Origin of the sequence: Luteimonas sp. RC10 (assembly GCF_014192745.1) — a bacterium.
Classification (GTDB): domain Bacteria; phylum Pseudomonadota; class Gammaproteobacteria; order Xanthomonadales; family Xanthomonadaceae; genus Luteimonas.
The window spans coordinates 214264-238245 of the sequence record NZ_JACHYJ010000001.1; the positions used below are offsets into that span (position 1 = coordinate 214264).

The 23982-nt window shown below is 71.1% G+C and carries 23 protein-coding genes; 10 read left to right on the top strand and 13 right to left on the bottom strand.

Going from position 1 to position 23982, the window contains the following annotated elements; genetic code table 11:
* Positions 1 to 25 precede the first annotated feature (25 nt).
* On the top strand, positions 26 to 1669 hold the full coding sequence (locus FHW73_RS00865; protein ID WP_183424827.1) for a tryptophan 7-halogenase: 1644 nt from the start codon (positions 26 to 28) through the stop codon (positions 1667 to 1669).
* 75 nt (positions 1670 to 1744) lie between these two features.
* Here FHW73_RS00865 and FHW73_RS00870 read toward each other — a convergent pair whose 3' ends face one another.
* The 11 genes from FHW73_RS00870 to FHW73_RS00920 form a co-directional block, all read right to left on the bottom strand.
* Positions 1745 to 2209, bottom strand: coding sequence for a hypothetical protein (locus tag FHW73_RS00870; protein ID WP_183424828.1), 465 nt, complete (start codon positions 2207 to 2209; stop codon positions 1745 to 1747).
* Between the two features lie 85 nt (positions 2210 to 2294).
* Positions 2295 to 2783 carry a hypothetical protein gene (locus FHW73_RS00875; protein WP_183424829.1) on the bottom strand — a complete coding sequence of 163 codons (489 nt, stop codon included), beginning with the start codon at positions 2781 to 2783 and terminating at the stop codon, positions 2295 to 2297.
* An 88-nt stretch (positions 2784 to 2871) separates the two neighbouring features.
* Complete coding sequence (gene fabG / locus FHW73_RS00880) at positions 2872 to 3603, bottom strand: 3-oxoacyl-ACP reductase FabG (protein ID WP_183424830.1); 732 nt, start codon at positions 3601 to 3603, stop codon at positions 2872 to 2874.
* Between the two features lie 80 nt (positions 3604 to 3683).
* A complete protein-coding gene (locus tag FHW73_RS00885) occupies positions 3684 to 4118 on the bottom strand; it encodes a phosphotransferase (protein WP_183424831.1) in 435 nt (144 codons plus the stop codon).
* Complete coding sequence (locus tag FHW73_RS00890; RefSeq protein ID WP_255492535.1) at positions 4115 to 6526, bottom strand: MMPL family transporter; 2412 nt, start codon at positions 6524 to 6526, stop codon at positions 4115 to 4117. Before FHW73_RS00890 ends, FHW73_RS00885 begins: the two co-directional genes overlap by 4 nt.
* Positions 6523 to 7200, bottom strand: coding sequence for a LolA-related protein (locus FHW73_RS00895; RefSeq protein WP_221187380.1), 678 nt, complete (start codon positions 7198 to 7200; stop codon positions 6523 to 6525). Before FHW73_RS00895 ends, FHW73_RS00890 begins: the two co-directional genes overlap by 4 nt.
* Positions 7157 to 8137, bottom strand: a complete 981-nt coding sequence (locus FHW73_RS00900) for an acyltransferase (RefSeq protein ID WP_183424832.1) — start codon at positions 8135 to 8137, stop codon at positions 7157 to 7159. Before FHW73_RS00900 ends, FHW73_RS00895 begins: the two co-directional genes overlap by 44 nt.
* Positions 8134 to 8442 carry a hypothetical protein gene (locus FHW73_RS00905; RefSeq protein WP_183424833.1) on the bottom strand — a complete coding sequence of 103 codons (309 nt, stop codon included), beginning with the start codon at positions 8440 to 8442 and terminating at the stop codon, positions 8134 to 8136. The genes FHW73_RS00900 and FHW73_RS00905 overlap by 4 nt, the downstream gene beginning before the upstream one ends.
* A 4-nt stretch (positions 8443 to 8446) precedes the next feature.
* Positions 8447 to 9157, bottom strand: coding sequence for a lysophospholipid acyltransferase family protein (locus FHW73_RS00910; protein WP_183425343.1), 711 nt, complete (start codon positions 9155 to 9157; stop codon positions 8447 to 8449).
* 109 nt (positions 9158 to 9266) lie between these two features.
* Entirely contained in the window at positions 9267 to 9950 is a 684-nt protein-coding gene (locus tag FHW73_RS00915; protein WP_221187381.1) for a ketosynthase, read from the bottom strand.
* Complete coding sequence (locus FHW73_RS00920; RefSeq protein WP_183424834.1) at positions 9947 to 10216, bottom strand: phosphopantetheine-binding protein; 270 nt, start codon at positions 10214 to 10216, stop codon at positions 9947 to 9949. The genes FHW73_RS00915 and FHW73_RS00920 overlap by 4 nt, the downstream gene beginning before the upstream one ends.
* Positions 10217 to 10362: 146 nt before the next feature.
* Between FHW73_RS00920 and FHW73_RS00925 the strand changes: the two genes are divergently transcribed.
* From FHW73_RS00925 to hemB, 3 genes are all read left to right on the top strand, one after another.
* A complete protein-coding gene (locus FHW73_RS00925; protein WP_183424835.1) occupies positions 10363 to 11730 on the top strand; it encodes an NAD(P)/FAD-dependent oxidoreductase in 1368 nt (455 codons plus the stop codon).
* Between the two features lie 17 nt (positions 11731 to 11747).
* A complete protein-coding gene (locus FHW73_RS00930; RefSeq protein ID WP_183425345.1) occupies positions 11748 to 12758 on the top strand; it encodes a pteridine-dependent deoxygenase in 1011 nt (336 codons plus the stop codon).
* A gap of 85 nt (positions 12759 to 12843) precedes the next feature.
* Positions 12844 to 13833, top strand: a complete 990-nt coding sequence (gene hemB, locus FHW73_RS00935) for a porphobilinogen synthase (RefSeq protein WP_183424836.1) — start codon at positions 12844 to 12846, stop codon at positions 13831 to 13833.
* 518 nt (positions 13834 to 14351) lie between these two features.
* Here the strand turns inward: hemB and FHW73_RS00940 are convergent.
* Positions 14352 to 16817: a S8 family serine peptidase gene (locus FHW73_RS00940; protein ID WP_183424837.1), complete on the bottom strand. Its 2466-nt coding sequence runs from the start codon at positions 16815 to 16817 to the stop codon at positions 14352 to 14354.
* A 271-nt stretch (positions 16818 to 17088) separates the two neighbouring features.
* Here FHW73_RS00940 and aroE point away from each other — a divergent pair, with 271 nt between their 5' ends.
* Genes aroE through FHW73_RS00955 form a run of 3 tightly spaced genes read left to right on the top strand, consistent with a single transcriptional unit; the run spans position 17089 to position 18547 of the window.
* Positions 17089 to 17934, top strand: coding sequence for a shikimate dehydrogenase (gene aroE, locus FHW73_RS00945; RefSeq protein ID WP_183424838.1), 846 nt, complete (start codon positions 17089 to 17091; stop codon positions 17932 to 17934).
* Positions 17935 to 17945: 11 nt separating this feature from the next.
* Positions 17946 to 18281, top strand: coding sequence for a hypothetical protein (locus FHW73_RS00950; RefSeq protein WP_183424839.1), 336 nt, complete (start codon positions 17946 to 17948; stop codon positions 18279 to 18281).
* 11 nt (positions 18282 to 18292) lie between these two features.
* Complete coding sequence (locus tag FHW73_RS00955; protein ID WP_183424840.1) at positions 18293 to 18547, top strand: YkgJ family cysteine cluster protein; 255 nt, start codon at positions 18293 to 18295, stop codon at positions 18545 to 18547.
* Between the two features lie 4 nt (positions 18548 to 18551).
* Here the strand turns inward: FHW73_RS00955 and FHW73_RS00960 are convergent, their stop codons facing one another.
* A complete protein-coding gene (locus FHW73_RS00960) occupies positions 18552 to 20183 on the bottom strand; it encodes a Na+/H+ antiporter (protein ID WP_183424841.1) in 1632 nt (543 codons plus the stop codon).
* A gap of 435 nt (positions 20184 to 20618) precedes the next feature.
* Here FHW73_RS00960 and FHW73_RS00965 point away from each other — a divergent pair, with 435 nt between their 5' ends.
* The 3 genes from FHW73_RS00965 (at position 20619) to FHW73_RS00975 (ending at position 23941) form a co-directional block, all read left to right on the top strand.
* Complete coding sequence (locus FHW73_RS00965; RefSeq protein WP_183424842.1) at positions 20619 to 22643, top strand: M3 family metallopeptidase; 2025 nt, start codon at positions 20619 to 20621, stop codon at positions 22641 to 22643.
* A gap of 97 nt (positions 22644 to 22740) precedes the next feature.
* Entirely contained in the window at positions 22741 to 23481 is a 741-nt protein-coding gene (locus FHW73_RS00970; protein ID WP_183424843.1) for a hypothetical protein, read from the top strand.
* A gap of 82 nt (positions 23482 to 23563) precedes the next feature.
* Positions 23564 to 23941 carry a hypothetical protein gene (locus FHW73_RS00975; RefSeq protein WP_183424844.1) on the top strand — a complete coding sequence of 126 codons (378 nt, stop codon included), beginning with the start codon at positions 23564 to 23566 and terminating at the stop codon, positions 23939 to 23941.
* The last annotated feature ends 41 nt before the right edge of the window (positions 23942 to 23982 follow it).

A 23982-nucleotide genomic window follows, 5' to 3' on the forward strand; every position in this document is an offset into this window, starting at 1 on the left:
CGACGCACCCAGGACGGTCCGCACGATGCCCACGCTTCCCGCTTCCGATACAGCCGACGCCCCGGTCGATGTCCTCATCCTGGGGGGCGGGCTCGCCGGTCTGACCCTCGCGCTGCAACTGCGCGACCGCGAGCCCACGTTGTCGGTGGCGGTGGTCGAGCGCAAATCCCACCCGGTACGTGAGGCGGCGCACAAGGTCGGAGAGTCGACCGTCGAGATCGGCGCGCACTACTTCGCCGACGTGCTGGGACTGCGCGAGCATCTGGAGACCGAGCAGATCCGCAAGTTCGGCTTCCGCTTCTTCTTCTCCGAAGGCGCCGATCGCGTCGATCGCTGCACCGAAATGGGCGTGAGCCGCTTGATGCCCACACCATCGTGGCAGATCGATCGCGGCCGGTTCGAGAACCACCTGGGCGAGCGTGTGCGCGCCAGCGGTGTGCGTTTCGACGACGGCGCGATCGTGCGCGGCATCGACCTGGCCGACGATGATGGCGACCACGTCGTCCGTATCGAGCAGGACGGCGCGGTGCGCGAGGTGCGCTGCCGTTGGGTCGTCGATGCCAGCGGACGCGCCGGCCTGCTCAAGCGCAAGCTCGGGCTGGCACAGGCCAACGATCACGACGCCAACGCGGTGTGGTGGCGCGTGGACGGCATCGTCGATCCCAACACCTGGTCGCAGGACACCCGCTGGCTGCAGCGCTGCGACCCGCCTGACCGCTGGCGCTCGACCAACCACATGTGCGGCCCGGGCTACTGGTTCTGGCTGATCCCGCTATCGTCGGGCGCCCATTCGCTGGGCATCGTCTGCGACGCGAAGATGCACCCGCTCGAGACGATGAACACCCACGCCAAGGCGATGGACTGGCTGCGCACCCACCAGCCGCAGGTGGCTGCCAGCCTTGATCGGACTGAGCATACGCTGCAGGACTTCCTGTTCCTGCGCCATTTTTCCCACGGCGTGAAGCAGGTGTTCTCCGGGCAGCGCTGGGCACTGACGGGCGAGGCGGGCCTGTTCCTCGATCCGTTCTACTCGCCGGGCAGCGACTTCATCGCGATCAGCAACACCTACATCTGCGACCTGATCGGCAAGTCGCATGCCGGCATGGACGTCAGCCGCCATGCCGAGCTGTACCAGCAGCTGTACTTCTCGTTCTACGAAAACACCCTGACGCTCTATCAGGACCAGTACCCGCTGTTCGGCGATGCCCAGGTCATGCCGCTCAAGGTGATCTGGGACTACACCTACTACTGGGCGGTACTGGCGCCATTGTTCTTCGCCGACCGGCTGACCGATCTGGCGACGCTGGGGCGCCTGCGGCCGTCGTTCAATGAAGCCCGCGCACTCAATCTGGCGCTGCAGCCGCTGCTGCGCGAATGGGGCGAACGCAACAGCGGACGACCGTCGCCGCAGACGCGCTTGCTCGACCAGTTCGGCATCGACTGGTTCCGCGAGATGAACCGGGCGCTGGGCGATACGCTCGACACCGATGCGTTCGTGACGCGCGTCGGCGACAACGTCTTGCGCATGCGCCATCTCGCCCGCGAGATCCTGACTCGGGCCCGCGCCGAGCACCCGCACATCGGTGATCACGGCCTGGACGCGCTGCTGACAGAGACCGGCGATACGCCGGCCTCGCTCCCCCCGCTCTGGTACGCCGACGCGGCCTGACCCCGCCATCGTTCCCGCGCGGCCGGCGGGGACGCGCTGCCGCGGTTCTGGCGAAGACTCGACGGCTTGCGGCAATCAGCGCGCCGGCGGCGGCATGGGTCCCGGCGGCGGCGGATTGGCGACCCAGATGGCGATGCCGCTGGCGTACTTCTGGCGCGGGCTGATGTCCACGCCAACGCCCGCGGCCGAGAACGACCGGCCACCACCACGGCCCAGGCCGCCGCCGACACTGACGCCGCCGCTGCGCTCGCCATCGGCGGTGCCCTGGAACAGCACGCCGTTGGCACCGAGCTTGGCGGCTTCGTTGCGTAGCTTCTGCAGCACCGAGTCGGTCTTGTTCTGCTCGCCGTAAGTCAGCGCGCCGCTGCTGGTGTTGAGGATCGCGATCTCTTCGTAGTGACCCGGCGGCGGGCCGTGGTAGATCCGGACCTGGGCCGGATCGATCGGCGCGCGCGGCGTGCCGGTGAGGACGTGGGAACTGGCGCAGCCGGCGATCGCCGCCACGGCCAGCAGGAGCGACAGGGTGCGAACGATGCGCATGGCGGTGCCTCGACTCGTAGGTGCCCGGATGGGCGCCGGCCGATCATCGCCCGCCCGACCTGAAGCCGGCGTGGATGGTGCCGGCTCAGCCGCCCTGCCCGATCCGGGCGCCGTCCACCGGATTGCGCAGCCAGCGCTTGATATGCCAGGTCAGTGCGCGGAAATTCGCATTCATCTGGAAACACCCACTGGTCAGGCCGCCACCGTGACCCTGCATCACGCCGTTGAAGCCCGACACCCGCACGCCGTCCTCGTACAGTGCGCCGCGCACGCGCAGCGTCTGGGTGTGCTCGATGAACCAGTTGCCGCTCCACAGTGCATCGATGATCTCGACCCTCAGCACGCGCCCTCGCATGTCGGCCAATGGCGCCTGCGCGGGCTCGGCGACCTTGCGCAGTTCGCGCACCAGCGCCTGGGTGAAGTTGCCATCGATGTTGCAACGCTCGAGCAGTTCGGCGTCGATGTCGGCGCCCGCGACCACCGGCACCGGTACCTCGAGCCGCATCAGGTCGCGCGCATGGGCCGGCAGCAGGCCCGCGGCCAGCAGGGCGGTCAACAGCAGGGGGTAGCGCATGGGGTCCTCCCGAGGACGCCGTGGCCGGCGCGGTCCCGTGTGCGAACGGCCGGGGGCGGACATCGGGGTCACGCGCCGTAACCGCGGCTCAGCCCATCGCGCCGTTGATGCCGATCACCTGGCCGTTGATGTAGCCGGCCGCATCCGAGCACAGGAAGCCGACCAGCGCGGCGACCTCGTCGGGCGTGCCCGCGCGCCCCGCCGGCACGATCTGCTTGACCATGTCCTCAGGAAACGCGTCCTGCGCCATGCTGCCGGCGATCACGCCGGGCGCGACCACGTTGACGGCGATGCCGCGGCTGGCCATCTCGCGCGACAGCGATTTGCAGGCGCCGTGCAATGCCGCCTTCGCCGCGGCGTAGTTGGTCTGGCCGCGGTTGCCAAGCACCGCCGCGACCGACGACACGCTGACGATGCGGCCCCAGCGCTTGCGCGCCATCGGCAGCAGCAGCGGCTGGGTGACGTGGAAGAAGCCGTGCAGCGAGACGTCGATGACCCGCTTCCACTGCGCTTCGGACATGCCCGCCATCGGCGCATCGTCGTGGATGCCGGCGTTGTTGACGACGATCTGGATCGCGCCGGCCTCGAGCAATGCCTCGAGCGCGCGGCGCGTGGCCTCGCCGTCGACGACATCGAAGACCACGGCTTCGGCGCTGCCGCCGGCCTCGGCGATCGCATCGACGACCGCCTGCGCCCGGGCGCGATTGCCGTTGGCATGGACGATGACGTGGTGGCCATCGGCCGCGAGACGCCGGCAGATCGCACCGCCGAGGTCACCGCTGCCGCCGGTGACGAGCGCGCGCTTGCTGGAAGTGTTCATGGGGCGATTCTAGCCTCGCCTTGGTGATGCGCTGAAGCGGGCGTCGCGGCGGCTGGGCCATCCGCAACGCCATGCGCCCCTCACGTCCCCAGCATGACTGCCGCGCGGCCCTCGGCCAGCAACACGCCATCGCAGCGGATGCGGAATGCATACTGCTGGCTGTCGTCGGACTCGACCAGGACCTCGGCCACGCAGTCCAGGTCACCAGCGAGGTCGTCGATGCGGGCGACGTGCAGCTGCACGCCGCGCAGCGCGACCAGCATGCCCGGCCGCACCCGGCCACCCGCCTGACGCGCGCGCAGGCCGCCGTGGACCGCCATCGCCTGCGCACCGTATTCGCACAGATGCAGCGCGCGCAGCTGGCCGTCACTGCGCAGCGGATGGTCGGGCGCGCGATGGCCGGCGCTGCGCAGCGTCACGCTGGCCGCGTCCCAGGCCACGACCGTGTCCCACAGGCACATCGCGCCCTGGTGCGGGATCATCGAGGCGATGGCGTCGCGATCGAGCCCGGTCATGCGGTCGGTCCCTGTTCCGAGCGTGCAGCCTCGATCGCGCCGCGGTGGCGCGCGACCAGCAACGACAGCACGAAATTGAAGACCACGCCGAGCGCGACCGTGCTGCCGATCGCGCGCAGCACCGGGATCGACGACAGCCCCAGCAGGCTGAACACCAGCAGCGTCATCAGGGTGCAGACCACGATCGCGTGCAAGGTGCGGATCTGGTCGTCGCGGTCGTCGCCGGCATGCTCGAAGAACAGCGCGTAGTCCAGGCCGAGGCCCGCGGCAAGGATCAGCGCGACCAGGTGGAACAGGGTCAGTTCGACGCCGACCAGGCGCAGCACCGCGATCACGACCAGCAGCGTCAGCAGGGTCGGCAACAGCACCCGCCAGACACGGTGTGGACTGCGCAGCGCGATCCAGACCGTGGCGATCAGCAACACCAGCGCGACCGCCATCGCAGCCACGACACGGCCGCGATACTCGACCACCAGCGATTCGGACGCGGCCTTCATGTCCAGCAGGCGCAGCTCGACGCCGGGGCTGCGCTGCTGGGCGTGAGCGGCAATGGCGGCGATCTCGGCAGGTTCGTCGAGGCCGCTGAGCGAGACCAGCGCGGTGCTGCGGCCGTCGCGCTCGAGCAACAGGCCCGAGACCGCGGTCGCCAGCGGCGAGCCGGCCAGGTCCTCACGGGTCAGCGGCGGTGCGGTCTTGGCGCGCGCGACATCGGCGACGAAAGGCTCGAAGGCATCGTCGTTGAATGCAGAGCCGGCCAGTGCATCGGCGAGCATCGCGCGCAGCGCGGGAGTGTCGGGCAATGCGGCCTGACGGACGCGCTGCAGCTCGGCACTGGGCAGGTAGCGCGCGGCCATGTCGTAACTGTCGAGCCGCCCGTTGGCGACCAGCGCATCGAGCTCGGGGCGCAGCGCGGCGGTCGCCGCCAGCGCCGCGTCACGCTCGCGCGCCTGCGCGACCAGGACAAACCGCACGTCGGGCGCCCCCAGCTCGGCGCGCAGCTCGGCATCGCGCTGCATCGACGCCGCATCGACCGGGGTCAGCTTGGACAGGTCGTTCTGCCAGACCTCGCCCGGCGCGAACGCGATCGCCAGCCCCGAGGCCAGCGCGAGGACGGCCAGCGACCACTTCGGCCGCGGCAGCGTCTCGATCCAGTGCCACAGCCGTTGCAGCCGCAGCGACGCGGCGATGTCGGGCGGCGACGGGTCGACCAGCCCCGGCAGCAGGTAGCGCGTGGCCAACGCAGCCACCACCAGCGCCGCGATCGTGAACACCGCCAACTGGCGCAGGCCGTCGACGCCGGAGAACAGGAACGTCGCATAGGCGATGCAGGTGGCGATCACGCCGGTCGACAGCGCCGGCCACAGGCCGCGCACGTTGCGCCAGGGCGACAGGCCGGCACGCTGGTGACTGAAGAAGTGGATCGGATAATCCTGGACCACGCCGATCAGAGTGAAGCCGAAGGCGATCGTGATGCCGTGCACGCCGCCGGGAAACAGCAGTGCGACGGCGGTCAGGCCGGCGATGCCCGCGCTTGCCAGCGGCAGCACGCCCAGCAGCGGCATCTTCCAGCTGCGATAGGCGATCAGCAGCAGCACGATCAGGCCCAGCGTATCGACCAGGCCGATGCGCTGCGCCTCGGTCTGGGTCCGGCTGCCGATATCGACCGAGAACGCGCCGGGACCGACGACCTCAAGCCTGGCCGCGCTGCCGCGGGCCTGCTCGGCGAAGGTCTCGCGGATCGTGCCGACCGCATCGAGCTGACCGGTCGGGTCGAAGCCGGCGGCACGGGTCTCCACCAGCAACAGCGCATGGGTGCCGGCGCGGTCGAACCAGACCTCGTGCAGCCGCTGCGGGGCGCCGGCCGGTTGCCAGGCCTCGGCCAGGGCCAGGACCTCGAGCGTGGGATCGGAGGGCAACAGCGGCTCGACGAGTCCGGCGGCCGGCGAGCCGAGATCCTGCAAGCGCGCATCGAGCGCGTCACGCAGGGTGTCGGCATCCAGCGGCGCGTGGTCGAAGGAATCGGTCAGCAGGTAGCGGTAGGGCAGCAGATGCTCGGGGAAGGCCTCGAGTCCCGCCTCGCCGCCATTGGTCACCAGCGTGAACCGCGCATCGCCGGCGAGCGCATCGTGCAGCGCGCGCGACCGCGCGGCCAGCGCCTCGGGCGCCTCGCCCGAGATCGCCAGCATCAGCAGTCGCGAGCCCGGCCCGTCACCGAGTTCGTCGATCAGCAGCCGCTGCTCGGGTGTGCGCGCATCGGGCAGGAAGCGGCGCAGGTCGCCGCTGAACTCCAGCGCCTGCCCGGCCACCCAGCTCAGCGCAGCCAGCGCCAGCAGCCAGGCGACGGCCAGGCCCAGCCGCAGGCGCGGCCGCTGCAGCAGCCGTTCGCGAAAGCCCGGCCCCCTGCTCAACGCGGCACGTCGTGGCACAGCCGCCGCGCGGCCTCGGGCGAATCGACCGCCGCGGCATCGGCCGCGGCTCCGCCAAGCAGCGTCGGCTGGGGATCGCCTTGCTTGGGCTGGGTCTCGATACAGCGCAGCTCGGCATCGCGGCCGCGCAGCACGATCGCGGTCAGCCGGCTGGCGGCGCGCGGATCGCGCGGCGTCAATCGCAAGGTCCAGTCGGCAGGCACGCCATCGGCCTGGAGCGCATACAGCGCCTCGAGCGCGGTACGATCGCCAGCGAGCAGCGCGCCGAAGCTGTCCTGCAGTGCCGCCAGCTCGGGCACGCGTGCGAGCGAGAACGTGCGCGGCGCGCGCCCTTCGCGCGCGATCGTCGCCGCGCCGGCGCGGATCGTCGTGGTCTCGGCGTAGGGGCTGCGCACCTCGCGTACCAGCGTGCCGGCATCGGGGCGGCGGTACTCGCCGACCAGAGCGAGCGGCCGCTTGAGCATCGAGGACGTGCGCAATTCCACGAACGGCGTCGCGCTCGGCCCGGACTGGGTCAACCGCTGCAGGATCCAGTCGGCATCGACGCTGCGCGGCGCGACGGCCGACGGCGTCGGCACACGATCGCGCGACTGGCCGGCACGCAGCGGGGCATCAACTGTCTGCGCCGCGCTCCAGGTCGGAGCCAGGCACAGCATCGCCAGCAGCAGGCAAGGCGTCCGCCACCGAAGCGCGGGCGTCGCGTTTCCAGAAGTCATAGAAATTGAACCAGTTGTAGGGGGCGCTGCGCGCATGATGCTCCAGACGCGCGGCGTAACGGCAGATGAGTGCGGCCACGCCGTGCATGCGTTCGCGCCGCGGTAGATCAACGCCTTCGCTGAAAGGCTCGAACACCAGGTCGTAACGATTGCCGCCGCGGTACAGGCCGAAGGCCAGCATCACCGGCACCTTCAGCACCGAGGCAAGCAACCAGGGCGCGACCGGAAATGGCGCCGGCGCACCGAAGAACGGCACCTCGAGCGTCGCACCGCCCTCCTGGCTGCGATCGACCAGCAGCGCGACCATCGCGCCTTGGGTCAGCGCGCCCTGGATCGCCAGCGCGACCGAAGGCCCATCGGCGCCGGCATCGATCACGGTCGCGGCGACTTCGGGGTTGAGCGCCTCGAGCAATTCAGTCACCGCACGGCCATGCGCGCGGTCGAGCACGACGCGGATCGGCGTGTCGGGACGCTGGCGCGCGAGCACGCGCAGCACCTCGAAGCTGCCCAGGTGCGAGCCGAACAGCAGCACGCCGCGTCCGGCTTCGAGATGCCGGTGCAGCGTCGGCAAGCCCTCGGTGCGCACGTCGAACCGGCGCGTGGACTCGCTGAGCAGATAGATCCGGTCCAGGATCGTCGCGGCGAAGGTATGGATATGGCGCGCGACCTCGCCCAGCGTCGCAGGACGGCCGAACACCCGCGAGAGGTAGGCCCGCGAGTCGCGTCGCTCCGCGCCCCGGCGCAGCAGGAAGTACAGCGTGATCGGATACAGGAGCGCGCGCGCCGGCGTGCGCCCACAGCATCGGCCGATGTTGCGGATCAGCGACAGCGCGAACCGCCCGCCGCCCTCGCGGCGGCGCTTCCACTCGCTGCTCATGCCGATGCCGGGCTCGCCGCGGCGATCTCGCCCGACGCCAGCAGCGTGCCGTCACGCTCGACCCGGAACCGCCAGCGCGGCCCCTGCCCCGCGATCGGCTCGAGCCGGATCGCCGCGGTCTGCTCGGGCAGCAGCGGCTGCACGAACTTCACCTGCGGCAGGCGCAGCGCACCCAAGGGACCATGCAGCGCTTCGATCGCCGCGACCACGCGGTCGAGGATCACCACACCCGGCACCACCGGCCGCCCGGGAAAATGGCCGGGCAGGCAGGGATGCGTCGCCTCGACGAGGAGAGCGTCAGCCACCACCTCAACGCTCCAGCATCGTGGCGACCGCGGCCTGGGCTTGTTGCGCCACCGCCTGGCGGCCGGCAGCGCCGGTGCGGCCGGCGACCGGGATCGGCTGCCCGACCACGGCGCGCATCGGCCCGCGGCGAACACGGAAGAACCCCTGCACCGGCAGCACCGCGCCGGTGCCATGCAACGCGATCGGCAGCACGTCGACACCGGCATCGATCGCGGCCTGGAACGAGCCGGACTTGAATTCGCCGAGCCGGCCGTCGCGCGAGCGCGTGCCCTCGGGGAACAGGCACAGCGTATGGCCCGCCCCCAGTACCTGGGCGACCTGGCGTCGCAACTGCGGGCCGGCGCGGCGGTCGTCGCGGCTGATGAACAGCATGCCGGTCGCGCGGGCGTAGAGATTGAGGAACGGCACCCGCCGCATTTCCTCCTTGAGCAGGAAGCGCAGCGGCACCGGCACGGCCATGAACAACACGCAGATGTCGAGCAGCGACTCGTGGTTGGCGACCACCAGATACGGCCGCGACCAGTCGACCGCGTCGGCGCCTTCGACCGTCAACCCGCCAGCCGGCCCAATCAGGCCCGGCGCCCAGCGCGTGCGCGCCATGTCCAGCGCCAGCCCGCTGCGTCCGGTGACCGTCTGCAGACACAGGGCCACGCTGATCCAGCCCGCCGTCCAGAGCAGGGTGAACAGGAACTGCAGCGCATTCAACGCGAGCATCGGCAGGGCGGTGAAGGTCGCCGCTCCGGTCTCGGCGCGGGTCTGTCGGTATTCCATTGGGGCGCTAGGATACGGGGATCGCGCCCGGACTGCGCGTGCTCCCCCGGGTTCAGCGCAGCAGGTCGCGCCAGAACACCGGCCCGAGGCCCACGAGCTTGCGCAGAAAATCCGCGAAACTGTGGTAGCGGCCCGGGAAGCGCCGCTTGCGGACCATGAACTCGAGCGCGAAGAAGCCGCCAATGACCCCGTAGTTGAGCAGATTGGCGAACCAGGACCACTGCTCGGGGGTGATCGGCCAGGGTGAGGCGATCCCCAGGCGCTCGAGCAACCCGCCGGGGCTCGCCACGAGCGCCAATCCCAGGTTGGCCGCCGCCATCACCACCAGCACCGCCGCCCAGGCCGCGGTCAGACTGCGGGTGTAGCGCCGCAGATCCGGTGCGATGTCCTGCGGATCGCCGCCCTCGATCCCGGCCACGATCCGGGTGATCAGCGGCTCGACGCCGGGGCGCAGCGTGCGCGCGAAGATCCAGGCGATCGCCAGTACGAACACCACCGGCACCAGCAGCAACGGCAAGGCGGCCTGGCCGGCGTCGTACAGCGCGTACGCCCCCCAGCCGGCCAGGGGCAGCGCCGCAAACGCCCACAGCCGGCGGTGCAGCAGCGGTTCGACCAGCAGCATCGCGATCAGCAGGCCCAGCGCGGCGAGCGCGCAGCCGTCGTGCTGCCACAGGCTGGCCAGGTGGGCCAGGACCGCGTAGCCCAGGGCCAGCAGCAGTTGCAGCAGGGCGATCAAGTGGTGCGGTGCTGCTCGACGTGCGCCGACAGCGCCCGCAGCGAGGCGAAGATCTTGCGGTTCTCGTCATTGTCCGAACGCAGCTGGAAGCCGTAGCGCTTGCTCACTGCCAATGCCAGCTCCAGCGCATCGATCGAGTCCAGGCCCAGCCCGGCATTGAACAGCGGCGCCTCGGGATCGATGTCGCCGGGCTGGACATCTTCCAGGTTCAGGCTTTCGACCAGCAACTGCGCGAGCGCGTGCTCGGCCTCGGTTTGTGCGGACATGCGGTGTTCCATCGGTGGGCAGGTCGCCACGATCCGGCATCGGGCCTGGCCGCGCAAGCGCCCGGTGCCGCCGCCCCTGCCGCGCAGCGGTCCACCGGCCTTCCGCTATGATGCGCGCCTGCTCTGGCCGACCGCTGTTTCCCTGGATGACCCCCGCCCCGACCGTTGCCACCGATGCTCCCGCTCTGCAGGCCGACGTGGTGATCATCGGCGGCGGGCCGGCCGGCAGCACCGCGGCGGCCCTGCTCGCGCGCGCTGGTCACCAGGTGGTCGTGCTGGAGAAGGACGCCCATCCCCGGTTCCACATCGGCGAGTCGCTGTTGCCGATGAACATGCCGATCCTCGAAGAACTGGGCGTGCTCGACCAGGTCCGCGCGATCGGCGTGCACAAGGCCGGCGCCGACTTTCCGCTGCCCGGCGAGGCCAAGAGCCATGTATTCCGCTTCAACCGCACGCTCACGCCCGGCCCCGATGCCGCCGTGCACGTGCGCCGCGACCAGTTCGACCAGTTGCTGTTCGAGCACGCACGCGCCTGTGGCGCGGACATGCACGCGTGCACGCGCGTGGTGCACGTGGCGTTCGGCGCGGACGGCCGGCCTGAACGAGTGGATGCAATCAAAGCCGACGGCAGCACGCTGGCGCTGCGGCCGCGCTACCTGATCGACGCCAGCGGCCGCGATACCGTCGTGGCGGCGCAGCGCCGGCTCAAGCGCAAGAATCCGACGCACCAGTCGGCGGCGTTGTTCAGCCATTTCCGTGGCGTGGCCCGCCAGCCCGGCATCGATGCCGGCAACATCACGATCGCGCGCTTCGAGCATGGCTGGTTCTGGCTCATCCCGCTGCCCGACGATGTGATGAGCGTGGGCGCGGTGTGCCTGCCCGAATACTTGCGCCAGCGCAGCGCCGACGGCGGCCGCATCGACAACGAGACGCTGCTGATGCGCACGCTGGAAGCCAACCCGGCCGTGCGCGCGCGCATGCAAGGCGCCGAGCGGATCGCCCCGGTCCACGCCACCGGCAACTACTCGTATGCCGCCACGCGCATGGCCGGGCCGGGCTGGATCCTGATCGGCGATGCCTACGCGTTCGTCGATCCGATCTTTTCGTCGGGCGTGTTTCTGGCCATGGACAGCGCCCGGCAGGCCGCGGCACTGGTCGATGCGTCGCTGCGCACGCCGGCACGCGAGGCCAGGCTGCAGCGCGCAATGCAGGCCCGGCTCGACCGCGGTCTGCGACACTTCACGTGGTTCATCTATCGCTTCAACACGCCGGTCATGCAGCGGCTGTTCTCGGCGCCCCGCAACGATCTGCAACTGGAGCAGGCGGTGATCTCAATGCTGGCCGGAGACGTTTTCGACAATGCGGCGGTGCGCTGGCGCCTGTACGTATTCCGCATGATCTATGCGCTCAATGCGATCGCGATCGCACCGCAGGCGCTGCGCGGCTGGCGCACGCGACGCCGCCAGGCCCGCGTCGCCTTCCGCGGCGACACGCTGCACGGCGGCAACCCGTGAGCCGCCCCGCACCGGTGATGCCGCATCCACTGCCGCGGCTGCGCGTGGAGTACGTGCACGGGCAGGACCCGGCGCAACTGCTCGCCCAGCCCGACGTACTCGCGGCATTTGGCTTCGGCGATGACGCGCCCAGGATCGACGATCCGCGCTGGCTGCGCGTGCCGTTGCAGCCGCATGGCGCCGCGCCGGTCGAGGTCTGGCACGCGCATGCGCCGGTCCGCAGCGGCCGCGACGGCGAGATCGCCTGGTCGAGCGACGGCGCGTTGCTGTTCGGCGCGATCGAGGTCGACGAGCCTGCCGGCCACACCGGCGAAGGCGATCACAGCGGCATCGCGCTGGCGGCCGAGCACGCCTACCGGCAGCTCACGCGCTTCGTCGAAGCCGGCGACCACCCGCATCTGCTGCGGATCTGGAACTACCTCGATGCGATCACGCTGGGCGACGGCGACACCGAGCGCTATCGCCAGTTCTGCGTCGGCCGCGCCCGCGGCCTGGGCGATTTCGACACCTCGCACCTGCCGGCCGCGACCGCGATCGGCCGCTGCGACGCGGCGCGCACGATCCAGATCTATTGGCTCGCCGCGCGCCTGCCCGGCACGCCGGTGGAGAACCCGCGCCAGGTCAGCGCCTACCGCTATCCGCGACAGTACGGGCCGCAGGCACCCAGCTTCGCGCGGGCAATGCTGCCGCCCGAAGGCAGCCCGATGCCGTTGATGCTCTCGGGCACGGCCAGCGTCGTCGGGCACGCCTCGCTGCACGAGGGCGAACTGCTGGCCCAACTCGATGAGACCTTCACCAATTTCGACGCGCTGATCGCCTCGGCGCGCACCCGCCGCCCCGGCTTGCCGGACGCCTTCGGTGCAGGATCGCGGCTGAAGGTCTACGTGCGCGATGCCGAGGACCTGCCGATCGTGGCCGACGCCCTCGATGCCCGCTTCGGCACTGACGTGCCGCGGGTCCTGCTGCACGCGGCGATCTGCCGGCGCGAGCTGGCGGTGGAGATCGACGGCGTCCACGACCTCGGCTGACCGGGCCTCGCCGTCGCGCGTCCACACCGCGCCCTGCGACCCGGCGTCGCAGGGTACAGCGCCGGTGGCGGCGTAGAATCGCCGGATGATCAGACTCGATACCCGCATGCGGCGGATGCGCCGCGACGATTTCTCGCGCCGATTGATGCGCGAATCCACGCTCACCGCCGACGACCTGATCTACCCGGTCTTCGTGCACGAGGCCAACGGGCGCGCCACGGTGCCGTCGATGCCCGGTGTCGAGCGCCTGTCGATCGATGAACTGCTGCGTGTGGCCGAAGTCGCGAGCGAACTGCGCGTGCCCGCGCTGGCGCTGTTCCCGGTCACCGCGCCCGACGCCAAGTCGCTCGACGCAGCGGCCGCCTGGGACGACGCCGGCCTGTGCCAGCGCGCGGTGCGTGCGCTCAAGGCACGCTTTCCGGAGCTGGGCGTGATCACCGACGTCGCGCTCGACCCCTACACCACCCACGGCCAGGACGGGATCATCGACGAGGCCGGCTACGTGCTCAACGACGTGACCGTCGAGGCGCTGGTGCGCCAGGCGCTGTCGCACGCGCACGCCGGCGCCGACATCGTCGCGCCCAGCGACATGATGGACGGCCGCATTGGCGCGATCCGTGCCGCATTCGAAGCCGACGCGCATGTGCATGTGCGCATCCTCGCCTACGCCGCCAAGTACGCGAGCGCGTTCTACGGCCCGTTCCGCGATGCGGTCGGCTCGGCCGGCGCGCTGGGCAAGGCCGACAAGGCGACCTACCAGATGGACCCGGGCAACTCGGACGAAGCGATGCGCGAGATCGCGCAGGACCTCGACGAGGGCGCGGACATGATCATGGTCAAGCCCGGCATGCCGTACCTGGACATCGTGCGTCGCGCCAAGACCGAGTTCGCCGTGCCGGTGTTCGCCTACCAGGTCAGCGGCGAGTACGCGATGCTCAAGGCGGCCGCCGCCAACGGCTGGCTCGACGAGCGCAAGTGCGCGCTCGAATCATTGCTGGGCTTCAAGCGTGCAGGCGCCGACGGCGTACTGACGTACTTCGCCCTCGACGCGGCCCGCTGGCTGCGCGAGGGCTGATCCGCCGCGCAGCCGATGCCGGCTTCCCCCGCGGACGGGGGAATCGCGTGAGGGCCTGCCCTCGGCCCCATCTCGCGCGTGCGGGCATTGCGCCCTTCACGGGTGGAAGGTTGGGACGGAGAAGCTTTCCGGCGCGAGTTCCGTGCCCCCACCCGACGCGCTGCGCGCGCCGACCTCCCCCGCGCTGCGGGGGAGGTGAACTGCACGCTGTGCCACTTGGCACCTTCCACCCGTGAGGGTGCAATGCTCCGTTGACGGAGAAGGCTGGGATGGAGACGCTTTCTGGCGCGCATTCCGTGCCCCCACCCGACGCGCTGCGCGCGTCGACCTCCCCCGCGCTGCGGGGGAGGTGACTGCACGCTGTGCCACTTCGCACCTTGCACCCACGAGGGTGCAATGCTCCGTTAACGGAGAAGGCTGGGATGGAGACGCTTTCTGGCGCGCATTCCGTGCCCCAGCCGACGCGCTGCGCGGGTCGACCTCCCCCGCAGTGCGGGGGAGGTGGCAAACGCGTGGCTTCAGTTGGCCTGGCGGGCCACCGCAACCGGAAGCGTCAGCGCGGTGCGCTGCGGACCGAGCGCGCCGCCGACCGGCTCGAGCGTGACCTCACCGAAGCGCCAGCTGCCGTCGGCCGGCAGGCTGCGCGCATCGACCGTGATGCGCACGCTGACGCTGGCACCGGCCGGCACCCGCAGTTGCGCCGGCACGGCGGTTGCCGCAACGCCGGCAAAGCGCACCCGCCAGGTCGAGGCCTGGGCATGCGGATTGCGGAACGTGCGCACGAAGCTGCAAGTGGTCTGGCAGTTGCGGTTGGCCAGGCCCGGCTGGTTGAGGTTGGCGACATCGCCACCCTGCGCCGGATTGGCCGCCAGATAGCGCGCGCCGGTCTCGTGCATCACCAGACCCGCCTCGATCGCGCGGTCCACGCGGATGCGGCCACTCCCGCGATCGAACGGCGTGCCAGGCGTGACCTCGTCCTCGGTGTACACCAGGGTCTTGGCGGTCAGCGCCAGCGCCGACTTGATCTCCGGCACCGACCAGTTCGGCCGCGCCTGGCGCAGCAGCGCGGCGGCACCGGCATGATGCGGTGAGGCCATCGACGTGCCGTTCATCAGACCCAACGCGTTCTCGTGGCCGGTGATGGTCTCGCCGGCCACCGTGGCCAGGATCGACACGCCGGGCGCCACCACGTCCGGCTTGAGCAGGTTGAAGGTCCCGGCCGGTCCGCGCGAGCTGAAATCGCCGAGCGCGTCGGGCACGTTGGGGGTGGGCAGCGGCGGGTAGCCGATGCCGGCGGTGGCGTTGGGCCGCGTTGCAGTGAAGTCACGCAACGCATTGCCCTCGGCCTGGGTCACCGAGAACACCGGGACGGTCGCACCCGGCACCGACGGGATCAGGCCACCCGGGGCGTTGTTGGCGATCAGCACCGCGACCGCACCGGCCGCGGCCGCGTTCGCGGCCTTGTCGGAGAATGCGCAACTGCCGCGGCGCACGACCGCGATCGCGTTCTGGAAGGTGCCTGCCGCATAGGCGCTACAGCCGTCCGTGCCCCCGTCGATGCCGGCGCTGACCCGCAGAGGCGTGCTGCCGGGAATGCTCACGGTATGCGGCGTGCCGCCGGTCCCTTCGGTCAGCAGGATCAGCGACAGCGGCTCGGGCACCGGCGCGGGACCTGTGACCTGCAATGCGGATGCGAACACGCCGCGGCCGTGCTGGGCCGCGCCGGTCGAGGCGACCCAGGGCTCGAGGTGGCCCATGCTGTTGGCGGCTGGACCGCTGTTGCCGGCCGAGGCCGCGACATAGATGCCGGCCTCGCTGGCCGACAGGAACGCCAGCGAGACCGCCTCGCTCCACGGCTGGCCGCCACCGCCCACCGAATAGTTGATGACATCGACGATGCCGTCGGCGAGGGCCTGCTCGACCGCCGCCACCGCCGAGACGTTCGGGCACAGGCCCAGGCCGTCCGACAGTCGGGTGTAGCAGATGTCGAACGCCACGATGTTCGCGCGCGGCGCCACCCCGGAGATCGCACGCGAGTTGCCGCTGAAGACCACGTTGCGGCGGTTGCCGGCGGCCGTGGACGCGACATGGCTGCCGTGGCTGTTGGTGTCGCCGAAGCCGGGCTCCTCGCGGATGCCCTCGCGGCCGCAGGTCAGCCCCGGCGCCTCGCAGACGAAGTCGTAGCCGCCGATCAGCTTGTCATTGCAGCGGCCGGCGTCGATGCCGCCCGGCGCGCAGGTGCCCAGATACGTGCCGCTGCCGAGCGGATTGGTATGGACATAGCCATCGACCGGGTCGACCGCCGAGAACGAGGGCGAGCCGAAGTTGATGCCCGAGTCGAGGATGCCGACCACGACGCCCTCGCCCTGCAGCGCGCCCAGCCCGCCGACCGTCCCGTTCCACAAGGCCGGCGCGCCGATCAGGCTGGGCCCGGTGTCGGTGTCGAGCGCGTACTCGCGGTAAGGCTCGACGAAGCGCACGTCGCTGCGCGCGGCGACCTTCGCCGCCTCGGCCGGCGCCAGCTCGACCACGATGCCGTTGATCGCATGCTGCATCCGGCGCTCGACCCGCAGCGACCGCCCCAGGTCCAGCGCGATGCCGCTTTCGACTTCGCGCTGGCGCCGCTGCAGATAGCCGACGTAGCTGCGCGCCGGTGCGCTGCGCACGTCCAGGCGCTGGCCGTCGCGGCGCTTGGCCGGCGCCGCCAACCCGGCCACGCCGCCGGTGTAGCCGGCCAGGGCCGGATCGTCGAAGACCACGATGTAGCGCCCCGGGCCTTGCGCGGCCGCTGCGGGGGATCCGCCGCGCGGTGTGGCGGCAGAGGCCACTGGGGCTGCGCCCAGCAGCGCACCCACGCCCTGCCGGGCCGATTGCAGGGCCTGGCGAGCGGCGGGCTCGGCGCCGGGAATGACGGTACTTGCGGCGGCGACGGCAACGACGCCGAGCAGGACCGAAGCCCCGCCGAGTGTGCGGATACGTGACATGCGAAAACTCCCCTTTTCAGATGACGGTGATTCACCGGTGACATGCCCGACGCGCACGGCATGGCTGCCGTCCCCGCCCGACCCTCTCGATGCCGCCGCGCCCCCCTGGCTCGCTGCGTCCCCCTGCTTGCGCTTCCGTGTATACCGCGTCCTGGCCGTGGCCGCATCCTGCACTGCGGCCGATTCGTCCCGGTGCGCGCCTGCCAAGGCCGATGGCATGCCCTAGACTCGTCACGCGCCGGACCGGCGCGCCGCCTGCCCGAGTCGCCCGATGCCCAGCCCCCGCTACGCCGTATTCGGCCATCCCGTCGCCCATTCGCTGTCGCCGCAGATCCACGCCGCGTTCGGGCAGCAGACCGGGATCGCGATCGATTACACCGCGATCGATGTCACGCCCTCGGCCTTCGCCGAGGCACTGACGGCTTTCGCGACATCGGGCGGCGCCGGCGCCAACATCACGCTGCCGCTGAAAGAGGCCGCGTTTGCATTGGCCGACACCCATTCCGAGCGCGCGCAACGCGTGGGCGCGGTCAACACGCTGGTGCGCCGCGGCGCGAGCTGGCATGGCGACAACACCGACGGTGCCGGCCTGATCCGCGACCTGACCGATCGCCACGGCCTCGACCTGCGCGGGCGGCGGACGCTGCTGATCGGCGCCGGCGGCGCGGCGCGCGGTGTCGCCGGCGCGCTGCTGGAAGCCGGCGTCGACGGCCTGACGATCGTCAACCGCACGCCCGAGCGCGCCGACGCCTTGGCCGATGCGCTTGGTGAGCCAGGCCGGGTGCATCCGCGCTACCTCGAGCGCGTCGGCGAGTCGGGCGAGTTCGACCTGATTGTCAACGCCACCTCTGCCGGACGCGACGGCCGCTTCCCGACGCTGCCGCGCGCGCTGGTGGGCATGCGCACCGCCGCGGTCGATCTCAACTACGGCGAGGCCTCGGTGCCGTTCCTGGCCTGGGCACGCGCCCACGGCGTGCGCGATGCGATCGACGGGCTGGGCATGCTGGTCGAGCAGGCGGCCGAGAGCTTCGCGCTCTGGCACGGCGTGCGCCCGGAGACCGATCCGGTGTTCGCGACGCTGCAGGCGCGCAACGTCGCGCTGGTCAGCGCGGACTGAAGGCCGCAACGATGGATGTCCAGGCGCTGTTGATGTCGATGCTCGTGCAGTTGCCGGCGCGCGTGCCGCTGCTGATCGCGCTCGGTGTCGCGCTCACGCTCGTGCTGCAGAAACGCGCGGCCGACCCGCCTGCAGTGCGGCTCGCGGCCTGGGGGTTCGGCGTGATGCTGGCCGCCCAGTTGCTCGCGGCGGTGACCTACCCGCTGTTGCAGGCCTACGTCACCAGCGCCGCGCTGCCGTTCGCGGCGACCGGGCTGTTCTACGGCGTCATCGGCGTCGGCCTGGCGATGATCGAAGCAACCGGCCTGATCCTGCTGGCACTGGCGGTCGTGCGCCGGCGCCGCTGACACCCCAGACCATGCACTGTCGTCCGGCTTGCGCGGCGTGCTGTATCGCACCGTCGATCACCTCGCCGATTCCCGGCATGCCCGATGGCAAGCCGGCCGGCGTGGCCTGCGTGCAGCTCGACGAGACGCTGCGCTGCCGGCTGTTCGGCCGCCCCGAACGGCCCGCGGTCTGCGGCTCGCTGCGCCCGGCCGAGGACATGTGCGGGGCATCGCGGACCGCCGCGTTCGCCCTGCTCGAGCAGCTGGAGCGGGCGACGGCGCCGTAAGCGGTCAGCGGTAGCGCGCCTCGAGCAGGTCGAGGTCGCGGACCAGCCGGCGGGCGATCTCATCGGAGATCCGCCGATGCCGCGCAAGGCCATAGATGCATTCGCGCTCGGCGGCGACGGCCGCGATGCGCAGCGCGCGTTCGGCGTCGTCGGCGCGGCGCAGTTCCTCGGCATCGATGCCGCCGCCCGCCTCGCGGCGCAGCCGGTCCTGGTACAGCGCCATGACCCGGACCGCGGCGCTGGCGTAGAGGTCGGGGTCGGATTTGGCGCCCGGCAGCGCATGCTGCGCGCGCTCCACGGCTGCCACCGCAGCGACCGCGCCCTCGTGCCGGGCCAGGTCCATCTCGCGGTCGCCCTCGCCCTCGACCGGTGCGGTGAGCCCGCGCAGCAGCCGCGGCAACACCAGGCTGCCGAGCAGCAGGGAGATCAGGATCACCGCCGCCGCCAGGAAGATCGCCAGATCGCGTGCCGGAAACGGCGTACCGTCGTACAGCGCCAGCGGCAGCGTCAGCACACCTGCCAAGGTGATCGCGCCGCGTACGCCGGCCAGCGACATCGCCGCAACCAATCGCGTCGCCGGCAGCCGCCGCCGCGCGCCGCTGCGCGACAGCGCGATCCACAGGGTCACCCACACCCAGGCGAAGCGCAGCGCGAACAGGCCGGCGTAGATCGCCAGCACGTAGACCACCAGCCACCACGGCGTGACGTGGCCGGCCTCGCGCACCGTGCTCACCGCGCGGTCGACGATCCACGGCAACTGCTCGCCCAGCAGCACGAAGATGATGCCGTTGAGCGAGAACTGCACCGTGTCCCAGACCGCGGCACGCTGCACCCGGGTCGTCGCCAGGGCGCGGCCGCTGAGCTCGACGTAGCTCATCGTGATGCCGGCCGCGACCGCGGCAAGGATGCCCGAGGCGCCGATCTGCTCGGCCAGCAGGTAGGCGCCGAACGGCGTCAGCAGGCTGATCAGGATCGGCGTGCCCGCCTCTTCGCCGAACACGCGCGAGACCAGCGCATGCCCGCGGTTGATCGCGATGGTCAACGCCGCGCCGACCGCAACGCCGGCCAGGGCCACCCACAGGAAGGTCAGCGAGGCCGACAGCAGCGAAAAGCCGCCGGTGAGCGCGGCGGCCACCGCGAAGCGGAAGCACACCAGGCCCGAAGCGTCGTTGAGCAGCGATTCGCCCTCCAGGATGTGCATCACGCGCGAGGGAATCGGCGCACGCGCGGCGATCGACGACACCGCCACGGGGTCGGTCGGCGACAGGATCGCGGCCAGCGCGAACGCCACCGCCAGCGGCATCGCCGGGATCATCCAGTGGATCAGCAGGCCGGCGCCGAGCACGGTGAACACCACCAGTCCCAGGGCCAGCTGCAGGATCACGCCGCGGTCGCGGAACAGGCCGCTCTTGGGGATCCGCCAGCCGTCGAGGAACAGCAGCGGCGGCAGGAACAGCACGAAGAACAAGTGCGGATCGAGCGTGACCCCCCGGCCGAACACGCCGGCGATCGTCGCGCCCAATGCGATCTGCACCACCGGCAACGGCAGCGGCAGCCAGCGCTGCAGCACGCGGGTCAGATAGCCGCTGACCACGACGGCCAGCAGCATCACCAGGACGACTTCGATCGAATGCATGGGGCGGTCGGCGGCACGCGGCACGGGAGTCGTCCACGATAACGCCGACAACGGGCACGGCCTATCCGCGATTGGGGGAAAGCCCGAAGTCACGACACCGGAATCGTACAAGCGGGAAACAGGCGCCGGCGCCCACGACCGGAGCGACGACGCCTCTCAACGAAGCCGCACACGACCACGCGCGCTGTGCGGTGTCCCGGCCGGGGGTTGCGACCAGCGGGCCAGGACGGCCCGCGACGGCGAGTTCGGCCAGGGACGGCCGACCGAGTCGGGGCGCAATCCCCGGCCGGGACACCGCCGCCACGAAGCGACGGCACTGACCGCCGACATTCCCACCGCCCCTCGCCGGAGGACCCGGGTACGCGCGTGGCGCGACGTCGCCCACCCACGCGAGCCTCTAGAATCGGGGCATCCCCACCTCGCTGTGCCCCAACGATGACCAATCCGCTGCTCGACTTCTCCGGCCTGCCCCGTTTCGACGCCATCACGCCGGCGCACGTGCAGCCGGCGATCGACGCGCTCGTTGCCGAGGCCGAGGCCGCGCTGGCGGTCGCGGGCCGGACCCAGCCGGTCGGCTGGGAGCAAGTCGTCGTCCCGCTCGAGGATGCGACCGAGCGGCTGGGGCGCGCCTGGAACCAGGTCTCGCATTTGAACGCCGTGGTCAACACCCCCGAACTGCGCGCCGCCTACAACGCCGCGCTGCCGAAGGTGACCGCCTTCTTCAATGCCCTCGCCCAGGACGAGGCGCTGTACGCCCAGTACCGGCGTCTGTCCGACGAGGCCGATGCGCTCGGCCTCGATCCGCTGCGCCGGCGGGTGATCGCCCATGCGCTGCGCGACTTCCGCCTCGGCGGTGCCGCGCTCGACGCCGAGGACAAGGCGCGGCTGTCGGCGGTCCGCCAGGAACTCGCTGCGCTGTCGGCGCAGTTCTCCGAGCACGTGCTCGATGCAACCGATGCGTTCTCGCTGCATGTCGACGATGCCGCGCGGCTGGCCGGGTTGCCCGACGATGTCGTCGCCGCAGCGCGCGCGGCCGCCGAGAAGGCCGGCCAGTCCGGTTGGACACTCACGCTGCAGATGCCCTGCTACCTGCCGGTGCAGACCTACGCCGAGGATCGCGACCTGCGCGAGACGCTGTACCGCGCCTACGGCCTGCGCGCGTCCGAGGCCGGGCCCGCCGAGCGCGACAACGGCCCGTTGATCGCCCGGATCCTGACGCTGCGCGCCGAGCAGGCTGCGTTGCTGGGCTTCGCGGACTACGCCAGCCTGTCGCTGGCGACCAAGATGGCGACCTCGCCGGACGACGTGCTGGGTTTCCTGCGCGACCTCGCGGCACGTGCCCGCCCGCACGCCCAGCGCGACCGCGATGCGCTCGAGACGTTCGCGCGCGACACGCTGGGCCTGGATGCGCTGCAGCCCTGGGACGTCGCGTTTGCCGCTGAGCGCCTGCGCCAAGCGCGTTACGACTACTCGGCGCAGACGGTCAAGCAGTACTTCACGCAAGATCGCGTGCTCGCCGGCCTGTTCGACCTGATCCACGCGCTCTACGGCCTGCGGGTCGAGCCCGACAACGCGCCGGTCTGGCACCCGGACGTGCGCTTCTACCGCCTGGTCGACGGCGACGGCACGCTGGTCGGGCAGTTCTATCTCGACCTGTACGCCCGTGAGGGCAAGCGCGGCGGCGCGTGGATGGACGACTGCCGCAACCGCCGCGCGATCGGCGAGCGCACACAGACACCGCTGGTCTACCTGGTGTGCAATTTCGGCCGTGGCGCCGACGGACGCCCGGCGACGTTCACCCATGGCGAGGTGACCACGCTGTTCCACGAGATGGGCCACGGCCTGCACCAGCTGCTGACCGCAGTCGGCGAACTGCCGATCGCCGGCATCAACGGGGTGGAGTGGGACGCGGTGGAACTGCCGAGCCAGTTCATGGAGAACTTCTGCTGGGAATGGCCGCGCGTCGAAGCGATGACCGCGCACGTGGACACGGGCGCGCCGCTGCCGCGCGATCTGTTCGACCGCATGCTCGCCGCACGCAATTTCCACAGCGGCCTGCAGACGCTGCGCCAGATCGAGTTCGCCCTGTTCGACATGCAGTTGCATGCCGGCTTCGACCCTGCCCAGGACGATGCGCTGGCTCTGCTCGAGCGCGTGCGCGACGAGGTCGCGGTGCTGCGCACGCCGGCCTGGCACCGGTTCCCGCACCAGTTCGCGCACATTTTCGCCGGCGGCTATGCAGCCGGCTACTACAGTTACAAATGGGCCGAGGTGCTCAGCGCCGACGCCTATGCCGCGTTCGAGGAGGCGCCGGACCGCCTGGCACAGACCGGCGCCCGGTTCCGCGACGAGATCCTGAGGCGCGGCGGCAGCCGCGATGCGGCCGAGAACTTCCGTGCGTTCCGTGGTCGCGATCCCGACATTGCGGCCCTGCTGCGGCACAGCGGCATGGCCGCCTGAGCCGCGGGCCGGACGGCCACCCCGACCCACCCGACGTACTGCGCCGCCGTCACGCGGCCGTGCGACCATGCGCGCGGTCGACTCCTGGATCGCGTCCATGCGCCTGCTCGTGCTGTTGTGTTCGCTCGCCATGCCCATCGTCGGCTGGCTGTCGCAGACCGGTGCGTTCGGGCCGGACCAGGCCACGGTGTCGGGGCGCTACCCGACCTTGCTGGTTGCGGCGGGCTATGCGTTCTCGGTCTGGGGCCTGATCTTCGTGCTCGATATCGCCTATGCCACCTGGCAGGCGACCGGCGCGCGCCGCCACGATGCGGTGCTCGCGCGCATCGCCCCGGTCGCCGCGCTGGGGTTCGCGCTGACCACGATCTGGATGCCGTTGTTCTCGGCCGGCCACTTCATCGCCTGCGTGGCGGTGATCGTCGGCGCACTCGCCTGCCTGGCCTGGTGCGCGGTGCGGCTGTCGGACGGCAGCGCTGCGCGCGGCCGGCGCATCGCTTGGCTGGCGCTGTCGCTGCACGCGGGGTGGTTGTCGCTGGCTGCGTTCCTCAACGTCGCGCAGACGATCGTCGCCTACCAGTGGCTGTCGACCTCGCGCATGCTCGGCTGGAGCCTGGCGCTGTGGGCGATCGCGGCAGCCCTGTTGCTGGTGCTCAATGCGCGCATGCGCGGTAACGCAGCCTACGCGGCGGTCGCGCTGTGGGGGCTGTTCGCGGTGTGGATCAAACAGACCGACTGGCCGCTGGCCGGCGCGACGACCTCGGCCTGGGTGGCGCTGGGCATCGCGACGCTGCTGGTCGTGCAGACGGTCGTGCTGCAGTTGCGCCAGCGCGCCGTCTGACCCGCGCCGCGTGCCCCGCGTGTTCATGTTCCGCATGGCATCGGCGCGGCATCGTAGATGCCCTCGTTCCCAGGAGCACGCCATGTCCGACCGCCGCCTGCTGCCTGCCGCGCTGATCGCGCTCGCGCTGCCCGCCGCTGCCTCCGCGCAGGTCAGTACCAGCGCACTGGAGCCAGTCGCCGACCCACCGGCGGTGTCGTCGCAGACCGGCCGCCAGACCGGGGTGGTGACCTACGAAGGCGCCGATGGCCAGCAGGTGATCATCCGCTCCTACGAGCCGCGCCCGGCGACGACGGGCCCTTACCGGATCGATTTCGCTGCGCTCGACGTCAACGGCGACGGCTACATCAGCCGCGCCGAGGCGCGCGCCCATCCCACGCTCTTGGCGGAGTTCGATGCGGTGGACAGCAATCGCGATGGCCGCCTCAGTCGCGAGGAACTCGCCGGCTGGCTGCGCTAGCCTAGGTGGCCGGCCGCCGTGGCCGCGACAGGAGGCCAGGC

Excerpts from the sequence above, each read along its gene's own strand:
- FHW73_RS00865 (WP_183424827.1), top strand. The coding sequence starts at position 26 with ATGCCCACGCTTCCCGCTTCCGATACAGCCGACGCCCCGGTCGATGTC.
- FHW73_RS00870 (WP_183424828.1), bottom strand. The coding sequence starts at position 2,209 with ATGCGCATCGTTCGCACCCTGTCGCTCCTGCTGGCCGTGGCGGCGATC.
- FHW73_RS00875 (WP_183424829.1), bottom strand. The coding sequence starts at position 2,783 with ATGCGCTACCCCCTGCTGTTGACCGCCCTGCTGGCCGCGGGCCTGCTG.
- fabG (WP_183424830.1), bottom strand. The coding sequence starts at position 3,603 with ATGAACACTTCCAGCAAGCGCGCGCTCGTCACCGGCGGCAGCGGTGAC.
- FHW73_RS00885 (WP_183424831.1), bottom strand. The coding sequence starts at position 4,118 with ATGACCGGGCTCGATCGCGACGCCATCGCCTCGATGATCCCGCACCAG.
- FHW73_RS00895 (WP_221187380.1), bottom strand. The coding sequence starts at position 7,200 with ATGCTGTGCCTGGCTCCGACCTGGAGCGCGGCGCAGACAGTTGATGCC.
- FHW73_RS00900 (WP_183424832.1), bottom strand. The coding sequence starts at position 8,137 with ATGAGCAGCGAGTGGAAGCGCCGCCGCGAGGGCGGCGGGCGGTTCGCG.
- FHW73_RS00910 (WP_183425343.1), bottom strand. The coding sequence starts at position 9,157 with ATGCTCGCGTTGAATGCGCTGCAGTTCCTGTTCACCCTGCTCTGGACG.
- FHW73_RS00920 (WP_183424834.1), bottom strand. The coding sequence starts at position 10,216 with ATGTCCGCACAAACCGAGGCCGAGCACGCGCTCGCGCAGTTGCTGGTC.
- FHW73_RS00925 (WP_183424835.1), top strand. The coding sequence starts at position 10,363 with ATGACCCCCGCCCCGACCGTTGCCACCGATGCTCCCGCTCTGCAGGCC.
- FHW73_RS00930 (WP_183425345.1), top strand. The coding sequence starts at position 11,748 with ATGCCGCATCCACTGCCGCGGCTGCGCGTGGAGTACGTGCACGGGCAG.
- hemB (WP_183424836.1), top strand. The coding sequence starts at position 12,844 with ATGATCAGACTCGATACCCGCATGCGGCGGATGCGCCGCGACGATTTC.
- FHW73_RS00940 (WP_183424837.1), bottom strand. The coding sequence starts at position 16,817 with ATGTCACGTATCCGCACACTCGGCGGGGCTTCGGTCCTGCTCGGCGTC.
- aroE (WP_183424838.1), top strand. The coding sequence starts at position 17,089 with ATGCCCAGCCCCCGCTACGCCGTATTCGGCCATCCCGTCGCCCATTCG.
- FHW73_RS00950 (WP_183424839.1), top strand. The coding sequence starts at position 17,946 with ATGGATGTCCAGGCGCTGTTGATGTCGATGCTCGTGCAGTTGCCGGCG.
- FHW73_RS00955 (WP_183424840.1), top strand. The coding sequence starts at position 18,293 with ATGCACTGTCGTCCGGCTTGCGCGGCGTGCTGTATCGCACCGTCGATC.
- FHW73_RS00960 (WP_183424841.1), bottom strand. The coding sequence starts at position 20,183 with ATGCATTCGATCGAAGTCGTCCTGGTGATGCTGCTGGCCGTCGTGGTC.
- FHW73_RS00965 (WP_183424842.1), top strand. The coding sequence starts at position 20,619 with ATGACCAATCCGCTGCTCGACTTCTCCGGCCTGCCCCGTTTCGACGCC.
- FHW73_RS00970 (WP_183424843.1), top strand. The coding sequence starts at position 22,741 with ATGCGCCTGCTCGTGCTGTTGTGTTCGCTCGCCATGCCCATCGTCGGC.
- FHW73_RS00975 (WP_183424844.1), top strand. The coding sequence starts at position 23,564 with ATGTCCGACCGCCGCCTGCTGCCTGCCGCGCTGATCGCGCTCGCGCTG.